Origin of the sequence: Flavobacterium algicola (assembly GCF_022399565.1) — a bacterium.
GTDB classification, from domain to species: Bacteria; Bacteroidota; Bacteroidia; order Flavobacteriales; family Flavobacteriaceae; genus Flavobacterium; species Flavobacterium algicola.
On sequence record NZ_JAJTUT010000003.1, the window covers coordinates 842059 to 854893 of the forward strand.

A 12835-nucleotide genomic window follows, 5' to 3' on the forward strand; every position below is an offset into this window, starting at 1 on the left:
AAACAATACATTCCTGTAACCGATTGAGTTTTTTACAAGAATCAATATATTTGTTCTATTTTGAATGAATTTAAAAATAAATAATAAAATTACTTTGAGTCCTACAATTTCGTAGCATAAAAATATTCTTTATGAAAATAATAGCAGTTATCCCAGCACGTTACGCATCGACCCGCTTTCACGCCAAACTTATGCAAGATTTATGTGGAAAGACAGTAATTCTACGAACATATGAAGCTGCGCTACATACAAAATTGTTTGATGATGTTTTTGTAGTAACCGATTCTGATTTGATCTTTGACGAAATCGTGAATCATGGAGGTAAGGCTATAATGAGTATAAAAGAACATGAGTCGGGTAGTGACCGTATTGCTGAAGCAGTAGCCAATATTGATGTTGATATCGTAATAAATGTGCAAGGAGACGAACCTTTTATCAATACAGATCCATTAAAAGAAATTATTGAAGTATTTAAAAATGATACAGACAAGAAAGTTGATCTAGCTTCACTTATGTTCGAAATCACTGAACGTGAAGAAATTGAAAACCCTAACAATGTCAAAGTTGTTGTAAATCAAAATAATTTTGCGCTGTACTTCTCCCGTTCTGTAATTCCGTATCCTAGAGATACAGATGTGGGTGTGCGTTATATGAAGCATGTGGGAGTGTATGCTTTTCGAAAACAAGCTTTATTAGATTTTTACAGTTTACCTATGAAATCGTTAGAAGCTTCAGAAAAGTTAGAACAGCTCCGTTATTTAGAATTTGGAAAACAAATTAAAATGATAGAAACAACTCATGCTGGTATCGGAATTGACACTAAGGAGGATTTAGAAAAAGCCATAAAAATAATTCAGCTTAATCTTTAATTGAGTAATTAAAAATTAAGCTGAATGAAAGTATAAGCTATCGGTATTTTATTATGATTTACTTTTAGAGTCGTTGACCATTCTTTTTAAAATAGCCCACTGTTTAAGAGCATCGCGAGCTTCGACCGCTGGGTATCCTAACATTGTTTTACCAGCTGGAATATCACCTGTTACTCCAGAACCTGCACCAACCGTAGCACCATCACCAATGGTAGTGTGGTCTTTTATTGAAGCACTTCCTCCTATGATTACTCCATTCCCTAGTGTTACAGAACCAGCAAGACCACTGTTTCCTGCCATAATGCAAAAACGACCAAGTTTACTGTTATGTCCAATTTGAACTAGATTATCAATTTTACAACCATCACCAAGAACTGTAGAACTAAATTTACCTCTATCAACACAAGTATTAGCGCCAATTTCTACATTATTACCAATCACAACATTTCCGATTTGTGGAATTTTTACCAATCCTTTTTCAGGACATGGTCGAAAACCAAAACCATCTGCGCCTATCGTGGCATTTGGATGAATGATACAATCATTGCCAATATGACAACGTTCTCTAATCACCGTTCCAGACCAAATAATGCTATTCTTACCTATTGTGGATTGGTCTAAAATGGTTACGTTTGGATAAAGAACCGTATTTTCTCCGATAACAACTCCTGGACCAACATAACAACCTGCTCCAATTTTGGCACCATTACCAATTGAGGCGGTATTGTCTACGACTGAAGTGGGGTGAAGATCGACTTCAAATTCAGGCATGTCAGGTGCAAAAAGTTCCAAAACCTGACACATTGCCAAGTCTGCATTCTTAACTTTAATAAATGCTCTGTTCTCTCCAGGTTCAATTGAAATATCTTCATTTACAACTGCAACACAAGCATTAGAAGCTGCCCATAGTTTTTCATACTTTGTACTTCCAATAAATGAAATTTCAGTATCACTAGCAATTTCGAGTTGTTCTGGTGCTGTTATAGTTTGATTCGTCCCTCCAAGGATCACTCCTTTAAGAACTTCATTGATTTCTAGAATAGAATACGATTTCATAGTTTGTTGGTTATAGGCATCAAATAAAGCAATTTGTTGGTTGTATTCCTAATAAAAAGAAGTTTTCATCTCAAAAATTAACATTGAATTGCGGTTTTGATGCATAAGTTTTGCATATTATGTTAAATCTTTAAATATAAAAACCTCTCCATATATTTTAAATACTTGGAGAGGTTTTCAATATTTTTAAGAAAAGAAAGTCTATTCCTCTTCCTCTTTTTGTCCCATCATCATTAGGTAAGCTTTTAAAAACTCATCAATTTCGCCATTCATCACTGCATCAACATTGCTAGATTCATATCCTGTACGAACATCTTTGACTAATTTGTAAGGTTGCATTACATAATTTCGAATTTGAGAACCCCATTCGATTTTCATCTTACCGGCCTCAATATCGTTACGCTGCTCCAATTGTTTTTTCAGTTCAATTTCATACAATTGAGATCGTAGCATTTGCATCGCTCGGCTTCTATTATCATGTTGAGAACGTGTCTCAGAACACTGAATTTGAATTCCAGATGGTTTATGTACCAACTGTACTTTTGTTTCTACCTTATTCACATTTTGACCACCTGCACCACTAGAGCGTGCTGTTGTGATTTCGATATCGGCAGGATTTATTTCGATTTCAATAGTGTCATCGACTAACGGATAAACATAAACAGAAACAAAAGAGGTATGCCTTTTTGCATTACTATCAAATGGAGAAATACGCACCAATCGATGCACACCGTTTTCACCTTTTAAATAGCCAAAAGAATAATCTCCTTCAATTTCTAATGTAACTGTTTTTATTCCGGCAGCATCTCCTTTTTGAAAGTTTAATTCTTTGATCTTATAGCCGCTTTTTTCTGCCCACATCATGTACATGCGCATCAGCATTTCTGCCCAGTCACAACTTTCTGTTCCTCCTGCTCCAGCGGTAATTTGAATTACGGCACTAAGTGAATCACCCTCATCTGAAAGCATATTCTTAAATTCGATAGAATCAATGTGATTTTCAGATTTTAAATATTGCTCATCAAGTTCTTCAGCAGTGAGCTCACCTTCGCGATAAAATTCATACGCAAGCTGCAATTCATCTGTAAGTTCGATCGCTTTGTTGTAGTCTTCAATCCATTTCTTTTTGGACCTCAGGTTCTTAACAATAACTTCGGCTTCTTTGGCGTTATTCCAAAAGTCGGGAGCAAAGGTCTTCTCTTCTTCGTTGGCAATTTCGATTAATTTAGCATCAACGTCAAAGATACCTCCTCAACGCACCAAGACGCTCTACAATACCTTTAATTTGTTCGGTAGTTGTCATAAAATTTGTAATTTTGTCGCACAAAAATAGAAAAAATTACTAAAGCCACAAGTCTTGACTTGTGAGTATTTGAATATAAAAAAAAGATATGGATATAAACTTGGTTAGTGACACTGTTACTAAACCCAATTTCGAAATGCTTGAGTGCATGTTTAATGCTCAAGTAGGGGATGATGTGTACAAGCAAGACCCCACAGTTATAGAACTAGAATCTACTGTAGCGCAAATTTTTGGCATGGAGGCCGCTTTATTTTTTCCTTCGGGAACTATGGCCAATCAAACCGCTATAAAATTACATACAAATCCTGGAGAACAGATTATTGCAGATAAGACTTCGCACGTTTATCTTTATGAGGGAGGAGGAGCTTCTTTTAATAGTGGCGTTTCTTTTTCATTAATTGATGGTAATAGAGGAATGATTACTGCAGAGCAAGTGGCTCAAAATATTAATGATCCTGAATTTTATCATAGTCCCTTAACTAGTCTAGTATGTGTCGAGAATACAACCAACAAAGGTGGCGGTGCTTGTTACGAAATGGAAGAATTGCAAAAAATTAAAGCTGTCTGTGATGCAAATAATTTAAAATTTCACATGGATGGTGCTCGAATTTGGAATGCTTTAATTGCAAAAAAGCAAAATCCTAAGATGTTCGGACAATTGTTTGACACGATATCAGTTTGCTTATCTAAAGGTTTGGGCGCTCCGGTTGGATCTGTTTTACTAGGTGATAAAGCTACTATACATCGAGCGTTGCGCATTCGTAAAATGTTAGGTGGAGGAATGCGACAAGTAGGTTACTTGGCAGCCGCAGGTTTGTATGCACTCGAAAACAATATATCGAAGTTGACAGAAGATCATCGCAGAGCAATTGAATTGGCTAGGTCTTTAAGAAAATCGAATTGGGTAGATCAAATAGCGCCAGTTGAAACTAATATTGTGATTTTTACTATAAAACCGCAGTATAATGAAAAGATGGTAATTGAGAAGTTAAGGTTAAAGAATATTTCGATTAGTGCAATGGGACAAGGAAAACTGAGATTGGTCACTCATTTGGACTATCGAGAGGTAATGCACAGTTATGTGCTAGAAGCTCTTGAAAAGATTCAGATGTAAATAGAAAAGAGGCTGCAATTTAATGCAGCCTCTCTTTTTAAGTTTGTAAATTGGGGGGAAACAAACCATTAATATATTTTGTGATATTTTGCACGAGTAATAAAAGCTTCCTCTGTTTACGAGGTTTTATATCCTTGCAAAAATGCAGCAAACTTACTGACCCCTCCCAAATTTTTGGGATTAGATGGGGACACGCTTAATTAATGCATTGCATCGGCTGGATTTACTTTTGACTTACCAGGTTTTACCAATAATATGATTGGAATACAACATAGAAATAGAATTCCGAGGTACAAAAATATGTCCATGTATGCGAGTACGGTACTTTGCTTCATTACCGAAAAGTCTATTGCTTGGTAAGCTTTCTTCAAAGCTTCATTGGCCGAAAAACCTTTTGACATGAAACCAGTTTGCAATTGCTGTATACGCTGCTGAATTTCGAACTTACTTCCATCTAAATGAGCTACTAAATCAACTCGGTGCTTTTGACTAAATCGAGTAATAAACGTAGTAATAATAGCGATACCAAAAGAACCACCTAATTGTCTCATCATTCCAGTAAAAGCGGCACCTTCACCAATTCCTTTACCGGATAATGTAGAAAGTGACATGGTTGTGATTGGTACAAAAAGTAATCCTAGACCAACTCCTCTCAAAATCAACGGCCAGTACATATGTTCTACTCCAGTATCTGGTGTCATCACATTGTACATCATGATAGTAAATATGAAAAAAGTTAAGAAACCAGCAGCAACCATATAGGTTTGTGGAATTCCTTTTTGAATCATTCTACCTACAATTGGCATCATGAATGCCGTTGTAATCGACCCGGGTATTAATAATAATCCAGCGTCTAATGCTGTCCAGCCCAATACAGATTGTGTATAAATTGGTATAATTAAAGTTGATCCGTACAGACCAAATCCAAGTATGAAACTCATTATCGTACCAATACGTAAATTACTATCTTTTAAAACACTTAAATTCACAATCGGATATTTATAAGTCATTTGTCTCCAGATAAACAATATAAGTCCGAAGAAAGAGATCGTGCTCAACGTTACAATTAATCCATTATTAAACCAATCGTCTTGCTGTCCGTGTTCTAAAACAAATTGTAAAGAACCAATAAAAGAGGCTAGGAGCACAATACCAATCCAATCGACTTGATTAGATTTTAGCTTTTCACCATATTTAGGACTTCTTACAAAACTTAGCGTCAATAAAGTTGCAATAATACCTAAAGGTATATTGATATAAAAAATATAAGGCCATGAAAAGTTATCTACTAGATAACCTCCCAAAGGTGGTCCTAGTGTTGGTCCTACAATAACTCCCATACCGTAGATCGCTTGCGCCATACCCCGTTTTGCAACAGGATAACTCTCAGTGATAATGGTTTGTGCAGTTACAAGTAAAGCACCACCTCCAAGTCCTTGTATGAATCTAAACGCAACGAGCTCCCAAATATTGGTTGCGTTTCCACATAGAAAAGAAGCTACTGTAAAGATTACGATCGATACGGCAAAATAGTTGCGTCGACCAAATTGTTGCGACAACCAACTGGTCATCGGGATAATAATTACATTGGCAATAGCATAGGCTGTAATTACCCATGCTACATCGGTTAGAGTAGCACCTAGACTTCCACGCATGTTGGTCAAAGCTACATTTACAATGGTGGTATCTACAATTTCCAATAAGGCACAGAGCACCGCTGTTATCGTGATGATAACGCGTCTAAATCCGTATTCTACTAAATCGTCTTGTCCTTGTGTCATTTGTATTGAAGTAAGGTTCTTAATTTACGTGTACATCTACGTCCACATTCATTCCTGGACGTAAAAGTTTAATTTTTTCGGCATCATTATCTTTGTCGATGCTTATCTTAACAGGTAATCTTTGAATAGTTTTTACAAAGTTTCCTGTAGCATTATCTGGAGGCAAAATAGAAAAGCGAGATCCAGTAGCTGGTGAAAATGATGTTAATGTTCCACTAAACTCATAATCGGGATAAGCATCTACTTTTAATGTTACTTTTTGTCCTGAAACCATTTTATTTAATTGCGTCTCTTTAAAATTGGCAATTACCCAAGCCTCACTATTATTAATGATGTAGAATAGTGATTGCCCTGGTTGAACTAGCTGTCCTGGCTGGATATCTACTTTTGATACTTGACCATCAATTGCTGCCGTAATTACAGTATAAGTCAAGTTCAACTCAGCAGCTTCTAACATTGAAGTTGCTTTTTTGATATTCGCAGCAGCAACATCTGTTTGCTTGTTGGAAACTTTTGAATTGGCTTGAGAAACTGTCTTCTGGAAGGCCGATGCTTTTTGCTGTTGTTGTAAAATTTTAATTTGATTCTCTGCTTGTTGTTTAGTCGCCAAAGCTTGCTCGTACTGCTGTTTTGTTATAGTATGACTTTTATACAAATTGCTATAACGTTCAAAATCATTGGTAGCAAGACCTAATTTGATTTTTGCTGATTCAATATTTCCATAAGCCGATTGCACGTTAGCATCAGAAACAGATACGCTAGCCATTACACTTCCGATATCTGCTTTAGAAACTTCAAGATTTCCTTCTGCACTAGCTAGATTAGCTTTTGCTTCATCAATTTTTAAGCGATACTCTTGTGAGTCAATGGTAAACAATGTATCTCCTTTTTTTACGAAATCATTATCTTTAATATATACTTTTTTAACATAACCAGAGACTCTAGGAATTATAGGGTTCATGTTTTTCTCAATTTGGGCATCATCTGTTTCCTCGTGCGCAAGAGAGTGCATGTATTTGAATGTTCCGTAAGCAATACCTAAAATTACGAATGCAGAAATGATTACAATGAATTTTTTATTAGTGGTTTTCTTTTCCATTTTGATTATATTTTTGAAAGATTGAAAGTTTGGTTTAATTGCCCTGAAGCTGATAATAAAGCGTAATATTTTTGAATGCTGTTGGCTCTAGATAAAGTCTGATTTATTTTTGACTCAAGCTGTTCTACATCTGCCTCTAATAAATCATTGGTATCAGATAGTCCGTTATCATATTTGTCTTTTATGATACGATAATTTTCCGTGGCCTGATCTGTAGCTTCTCTATAAACTTGCTCTTGTTTTAATGCTAATTCGTAACCTTCCATTGCTCTTTTGACTTCGATCTTGATATAGTCAGTTAGCATTTCTTCGTTATTTTTAAGTTCCTCAGCTTGGCTTTTCGCTAGTTTTACTGCAGTACCATTTTTCAGAATTCCACCAAGGTCATACGATACTCCAACTCCAACGTTCATGGCATTTTGTACAGTGATTACATTTTTTAAATCTAGAGTAGTATAACCGCCCACCAGAGATAAGGAAGGATAGTAACCACCTTTTGCAGCTGCAATTTTATCTAAACTTGCTTTTTGTTGTAATTGAATAGCCTCAAGATCTTTTCTATTTGATAAAGCAGTTTGATCAGTAGTAGGTACTCCGGTCATTTCAAAATCGGCAAAATCTCCTTCTCTAACTTCTACAATTGTTTTTGGATCAAGTTTTAAAAAGTTTGTTAATTCAAAATTTACAGTGTTCAAATCACTTATGGCATTGTCGAGCGACAGCTGTAATTTAGATACTTGCAATTTAGCTTTAAGCAAATCATTTCGTGGTATAATTCCGTTTTTCTCTAACTCAATAAAATCGGTCACACGTTGTTGTGCACTTTTTTTATTTTCAGTTATAAGAGCTATAGTTTGTTGTGCCTTGTATAAGTGAGCGTAAAAGTTGACAACTTTAAGAGCAACCTCTTCTTTAGTTTGCAGTGCATACGCTGTTTCAGCTTCGTACAGATGATTAGAAGCTTTCACATTATTTCTTAACTTAAAACCGCTGAATATCGGTAATGATGCAGTTACTTGTCCCAATAGTAATTGATCAACAGCAGGTGCACCTTCAGTACCTGATCCGCTGCTTTGTAAGTCAACTTTAGCATTAGTTAAACGTTGGTATTGCCCAGCTACCTTTAAATCGGGATACATATGATTCTTCACAGATTGCACTTCCAATGATTTGGTTAAAACTTTTGAATCTGCCAAAGAAACTTCGTTGCTTTTGTCCCAAGCCATGTGAATAGCTTCCTCGAGTTTAAGACTCGTCTTTACCTGTGCTTGCAGGCTAGGTATTAGAAATAATGAAACTCCTAATACTAGGTATGGATTAATTTTCATAGATAAGAAGTGATTTTATTGTTTGTTGAATATGTTGAATTAAATTTGTTTTGATGTATTCTTCAAAAGCGATTTCAGTCTTTAAATCTAAAAGATTCTGGAAATAATGCTTATTCATATAGAAATGAAAAAATGTACCTAGAATCGTTGGTGTAATCAAAGGAATTATAATGTCTTTTCTAAAAATCCCTTTTCGTTGTCCTTCTTCAATAATTGCGGTAATTGCAGTTAAATTTTTCAGTCTGATATCATCAAGAATTTGTAATTTTAAGTCATTTTTACTTCCTGTAATTTCATAATGTAAAATTCTGTAAATTCCTTTATTACAATTTATTCGATTAATATAAAGAGGAATTAAACGGTTAATTTTCTCCATCGGCTCTAATTCTTCTATAGAAAGATTTTCGATTTCAAATCTTAAATCCTTGGTACGATAGAATACCAAAGCTTCCAACAACTTCTCTTTTGAACCAAAATAGTAAGAGACCATTGCTATATTAATCTTTGCTTCTTTTGCTATTGTTCTAATAGAGGTACGTTCAAATCCATTCTCTGCAAATAATGTCTCTGCAACTTGAAGTATTTCTAATTGTTTCTCGTTAAAATCATTCGCTACACTTGCCATAGTTTCTAAATTTGATTACAAAATTAAACAAGTGTTTAATTTAAACGACTGTTTAATTTTTATTTAACTTTAAATTAACATAGTGTAAAAGTAATTAGGGCTAGAAGATCAGTGGTTTAACTCCATTTAGACCTGTTTTCACAGTAACTATATACTGGTGTTTTGTTTCTCTACAGCAGTAAAATAGATACTTTATTCCTATCGGTGTAATTGATGGGGTGTTGTTTTTCAGATTTGGATACTGAAAAGTTATATGTTTTTGAAATGAAAAGAAGTTCAGAATAAAGGAGTCTAACTAAATCTCATTTTAAGTTCCAAAGAAATATATTGTATTAAAAGAGGTAAATTCAAAGTTCGGACGGCTTTGTCCATTTCGATGTGAATTCGATGCAGTAATTCTTTATCTTCTTCCTTTGTTTTGTTCATTACTATCGCTTTTTTTACAATAAGATAGATAGAATGATTTAACTTGTTGGTATGTGGATTCATTCTTCTGCGAAACATGGATCCTAGTGAGTTTTGTACAACTCTTTTTTGCACCAGTATTTCATCAATAAAGACAATATTGTAATTTCTGGCACAACGAAACCAATAATCTAAATCCTCAAAAGCTAAGGTATCATCATAACCATCTAGCGCAATAAAGGTCTCTCTTTTTAGCATTGAACTTACAGAGCAAATATATTGGCGATAACCAATTACCGAACTATAAATATCTCCCGAAGGTGGACACGAACTAGCTTTTTTAAATTCGTTAACGGGATAATAATATTCGAGGTGTTTTTTGTCGCAGCTAATTAGTTCTGCATTTCCATATACCATTCCAATGTTTTGACAAGTAGGGGATAGAAAAGCCGTTAATTGTTTTTCAATACAATTCGGAAGTAAAATATCATCTGCGGCTAAGTCAATTATATATTCTCCTTCTGATAATTTAAAAGCATTATTAAAAGTTTTGTTATTGCCAAGGTTTTTTGAGTTTATAATGAATGGAATTTGAGGATGTTGCAATAACCACTTTTCAATAACAAATTTTGAATCATCAGTGCTAGCATCGTCAGCAATAATTAATTCAATGTTTGAGTAATTTTGATCGAGAACCGAATTCAATGATTCAATCACAAATTCACTGTGATTATAACACATACAAATAACAGTTACTAAAGGTTTTGATTGCATTGGTTGGTATAAAATACTATATTGTGTGCTAAATTAGTACTAATGAATGAAAATACAAAGTAAGATATTTAAAATTGCAATGATAGGCTACCAGTTGAACGAAGGAGGATTGGAAAAAGTAATGTCGTCTTTGTCTGTTTACTTTGGGAAAAAAGGAATTGAAGTTCATAATATTCTTTTTGTAGATAATATTGCTTATCCCTATTCTGGTAAATTGGTTAATATTGGAAAGATGAAAGAGAATAATGAAGGCTTTATAGCTAAACTAAAATTGTTTTCGTTTTTCAAAAATTACATCTATGAGAATGATTTTGATTTTATCATAGATTTCAGGTATAGGCTCCATCCGCTGCAAGAACTTATTATATCAAAATTAGTTTATAATTCTAAAACTATATATACAGTACACAGTTCTAACATAAATAATTATTTGCCCAAGTCTCGTTTTTTGACCAAGCAAATTTGTAAATCTGCCTATAAAGTGGTTTGTGTATCTAAAGGAGTAGCTAATTTAGTAAATCAATATCATCAAATTAAAAATACAGCTGTCATATTCAACCCTATAGATGTAGAAGAGATAAAATCAAAAGCATTGGAAAGTGTAGATATGATAGCTTCGTATGTGATTTCTGCAGGAAGATTTGATTCTAGTAATGTAAAACAATTTGATGAATTAATAATCTCTTATTCCAAATCTGTTTTACCGCATAATGGAGTTAATCTAGTTTTGTTGGGAGATGGAGTACTCAAAGAACACTTAATGAACACCGCTATAAACAGTGGTGTAAAGGAACAAGTATTATTTCTTGGTTTTGTTGATAACCCATTTAAGTACTTCAAAAATGCTATGTTTTTTGTATTGTGCAGTAAATATGAAGGTTTTCCGATGACACTTATTGAGGCTTTGGCTTGTGAGATACCAGCAATTTCTTTTGACTGCCTTTCTGGTCCGAATGAGATTATTAAAAATAAAATAAATGGTCTTTTGGTTGAAAATCAGAACTTTGAAAAGCTAACAATTGCAATTGATTTACTGTATAATAATGACATTTTGAGAGCTAGTTGTAAAGAAAATAGTTTAGAAAGTGTGCAATGTTTTTCGTTAGAAAGAATAGGTAAAAAATGGTTAGATTTGATGAAAATTAATAAAAATTCGCGAAATGAACGTTAAGATTATCGAAATACCTAAAATCACGGAGCCAAGAGGTAATTTGTCTATCATAGAAAAAGATATAATACCTTTTGAAATCAATCGTGTTTATTATTTATATGATGTTCCAAGTGGATCTGAACGTGGTGGTCATTCACACAAAAACTTACTGGAATTTCTTATTGCATTAAGTGGAAGCTTTGATGTTGTTTTAAATGATGGTAAAGAAAGTAAAACAATTACATTAAACAAACCATATGAAGGATTGCTTATCAATCCTGGAATTTGGCGCGAACTGAATAATTTTTCGTCAGGGTCAGTTTGTTTGGTGATTGCTTCCGAAGTGTATGAAGAAGAAGATTATATTAGAGATTTTGAAGAGTTTGTTAATTTTTCTAATTGTAAATAGTGAAATTTAAGCCTACTTTTTTTAAGTTATGTTTAAATTTTAAAAATAAGCGCAAATAAAAACTTGGTAACATTAGTAAGAATCTAATTTTTAAATTTAGATTTTTTGGACTAACATCTTTTAAATAATAGTTCATTTCGTCTTTATAGCCAAATGTATAATAACGCAATCCATATTCCATTCGATATATATCGAGAAATTTCTTTAGGTCTGTATTATTTTCTTCATAAATTTTAAACTGATCAAAATCCATTAATTTCATTCTATTGACATTGTTTTTGGCTAAACTATTTGGAATGTCAAAATTATAAATAGCAGTTATTTTATTCGTAATAGCAACTGGATGAGAAATACCTAGTTTAGTCCATAATTCTAAATCCTGACCATTGGTTACTCCTGGAATAAATCCTCCATTATTATTTAAAATTTCTTTAGGAATAGCTAAGCAAGAAGTCCAAGTGATTCTAAAAGGTATATTAGAAAAAAAATAATTTTCGACAATGCCCGAATAGGAGTTTTTAATTCCATTATGGTGTGGAACTAGAAAATGATTTTTAGCTGTTTTAATCTTGTAGCGGGAGCAGTACATACCGCAATTAGGGAAACGAAGATATAAATTTGCTAATTCCTCTAAGTGATTTGGAAACCAAAAATCATCAGCATCTAAAAAAGCAATAAGACTGCCTTTAGATTTTTCAATTCCATAATTTCGAGCTACAGAAACACCTTGGTTTTTTTGATGGTAAATTAGTATTCGATTGTCATTAATGGACGCAACCTTTGCAACGCTTTCATCATTAGAACCGTCATTTATAATAATGATTTCGTAATTATTATAAGTTTGATTCAGGACACTTTGTATCGTATTTTCAATATAATCCGCTTTGTTGTATAATGGAATTATGATAGTAAATAATAGCAT

At 33.7% G+C, this 12835-nt stretch carries 12 protein-coding genes; 4 read left to right on the top strand and 8 right to left on the bottom strand.

Going from position 1 to position 12835, the window contains the following annotated elements; all coding sequences use genetic code 11:
• Window positions 1–131: 131 nt before the first annotated feature.
• Window positions 132–869 (top strand): 3-deoxy-manno-octulosonate cytidylyltransferase, encoded by a 738-nt coding sequence (gene kdsB, locus LXH21_RS14285; protein WP_239867279.1) that lies wholly within the window; start codon window positions 132–134, stop codon window positions 867–869.
• Window positions 870–920: 51 nt separating this feature from the next.
• Here kdsB and lpxD read toward each other — a convergent pair whose 3' ends face one another.
• Together lpxD and prfB are read right to left on the bottom strand one after the other, a co-directional pair.
• Complete coding sequence (lpxD, locus tag LXH21_RS14290; RefSeq protein WP_239867282.1) at window positions 921–1925, bottom strand: UDP-3-O-(3-hydroxymyristoyl)glucosamine N-acyltransferase; 1005 nt, start codon at window positions 1923–1925, stop codon at window positions 921–923.
• Between the two features lie 201 nt (window positions 1926–2126).
• A protein-coding gene (prfB, locus tag LXH21_RS14295) for a peptide chain release factor 2 (protein ID WP_239867284.1) occupies window positions 2127–3228 on the bottom strand; the annotation gives its coding sequence in 2 pieces (ribosomal slippage) (window positions 2127–3164 and window positions 3166–3228; 1101 coding nt in all).
• Window positions 3229–3316: 88 nt separating this feature from the next.
• Here prfB and LXH21_RS14300 point away from each other — a divergent pair.
• Window positions 3317–4342 (top strand): threonine aldolase family protein, encoded by a 1026-nt coding sequence (locus LXH21_RS14300; protein WP_239867287.1) that lies wholly within the window; start codon window positions 3317–3319, stop codon window positions 4340–4342.
• A gap of 200 nt (window positions 4343–4542) precedes the next feature.
• On the opposite strand, the gene LXH21_RS14305 is transcribed toward LXH21_RS14300, so the two are convergent.
• From LXH21_RS14305 to LXH21_RS14325, 5 genes are all read right to left on the bottom strand, one after another.
• Window positions 4543–6123 (bottom strand): MDR family MFS transporter, encoded by a 1581-nt coding sequence (locus LXH21_RS14305; protein WP_239867290.1) that lies wholly within the window; start codon window positions 6121–6123, stop codon window positions 4543–4545.
• A 19-nt stretch (window positions 6124–6142) separates the two neighbouring features.
• On the bottom strand, window positions 6143–7222 hold the full coding sequence (locus tag LXH21_RS14310) for an HlyD family secretion protein (RefSeq protein ID WP_239867292.1): 1080 nt from the start codon (window positions 7220–7222) through the stop codon (window positions 6143–6145).
• 5 nt (window positions 7223–7227) lie between these two features.
• Window positions 7228–8550, bottom strand: a complete 1323-nt coding sequence (locus LXH21_RS14315) for a TolC family protein (RefSeq protein ID WP_239867294.1) — start codon at window positions 8548–8550, stop codon at window positions 7228–7230.
• A complete protein-coding gene (locus tag LXH21_RS14320; protein ID WP_239867298.1) occupies window positions 8540–9175 on the bottom strand; it encodes a TetR/AcrR family transcriptional regulator in 636 nt (211 codons plus the stop codon). Before LXH21_RS14320 ends, LXH21_RS14315 begins: the two co-directional genes overlap by 11 nt.
• A 291-nt stretch (window positions 9176–9466) precedes the next feature.
• Complete coding sequence (locus tag LXH21_RS14325; RefSeq protein ID WP_239867301.1) at window positions 9467–10354, bottom strand: glycosyltransferase family 2 protein; 888 nt, start codon at window positions 10352–10354, stop codon at window positions 9467–9469.
• 46 nt (window positions 10355–10400) lie between these two features.
• On the opposite strand from LXH21_RS14325, the gene LXH21_RS14330 reads away from it, so the two are divergent.
• Window positions 10401–11525 carry a glycosyltransferase gene (locus LXH21_RS14330; RefSeq protein ID WP_239867302.1) on the top strand — a complete coding sequence of 375 codons (1125 nt, stop codon included), beginning with the start codon at window positions 10401–10403 and terminating at the stop codon, window positions 11523–11525.
• Window positions 11515–11913 carry a sugar 3,4-ketoisomerase gene (locus tag LXH21_RS14335; protein ID WP_239867305.1) on the top strand — a complete coding sequence of 133 codons (399 nt, stop codon included), beginning with the start codon at window positions 11515–11517 and terminating at the stop codon, window positions 11911–11913. Before LXH21_RS14330 ends, LXH21_RS14335 begins: the two co-directional genes overlap by 11 nt.
• Here LXH21_RS14335 and LXH21_RS14340 read toward each other — a convergent pair.
• On the bottom strand, window positions 11900–12835 hold the full coding sequence (locus tag LXH21_RS14340; protein WP_239867308.1) for a glycosyltransferase family 2 protein: 936 nt from the start codon (window positions 12833–12835) through the stop codon (window positions 11900–11902). The genes LXH21_RS14335 and LXH21_RS14340 overlap by 14 nt on opposite strands.

Coding starts and splice junctions, on each gene's coding strand:
- kdsB (WP_239867279.1), top strand. CDS start 132: ATGAAAATAATAGCAGTTATCCCAGCACGTTACGCATCGACCCGCTTT.
- lpxD (WP_239867282.1), bottom strand. CDS start 1,925: ATGAAATCGTATTCTATTCTAGAAATCAATGAAGTTCTTAAAGGAGTG.
- LXH21_RS14300 (WP_239867287.1), top strand. CDS start 3,317: ATGGATATAAACTTGGTTAGTGACACTGTTACTAAACCCAATTTCGAA.
- LXH21_RS14305 (WP_239867290.1), bottom strand. CDS start 6,123: ATGACACAAGGACAAGACGATTTAGTAGAATACGGATTTAGACGCGTT.
- LXH21_RS14310 (WP_239867292.1), bottom strand. CDS start 7,222: ATGGAAAAGAAAACCACTAATAAAAAATTCATTGTAATCATTTCTGCA.
- LXH21_RS14315 (WP_239867294.1), bottom strand. CDS start 8,550: ATGAAAATTAATCCATACCTAGTATTAGGAGTTTCATTATTTCTAATA.
- LXH21_RS14320 (WP_239867298.1), bottom strand. CDS start 9,175: ATGGCAAGTGTAGCGAATGATTTTAACGAGAAACAATTAGAAATACTT.
- LXH21_RS14325 (WP_239867301.1), bottom strand. CDS start 10,354: ATGCAATCAAAACCTTTAGTAACTGTTATTTGTATGTGTTATAATCAC.
- LXH21_RS14330 (WP_239867302.1), top strand. CDS start 10,401: ATGAAAATACAAAGTAAGATATTTAAAATTGCAATGATAGGCTACCAG.
- LXH21_RS14335 (WP_239867305.1), top strand. CDS start 11,515: ATGAACGTTAAGATTATCGAAATACCTAAAATCACGGAGCCAAGAGGT.
- LXH21_RS14340 (WP_239867308.1), bottom strand. CDS start 12,835: ATGCTATTATTTACTATCATAATTCCATTATACAACAAAGCGGATTAT.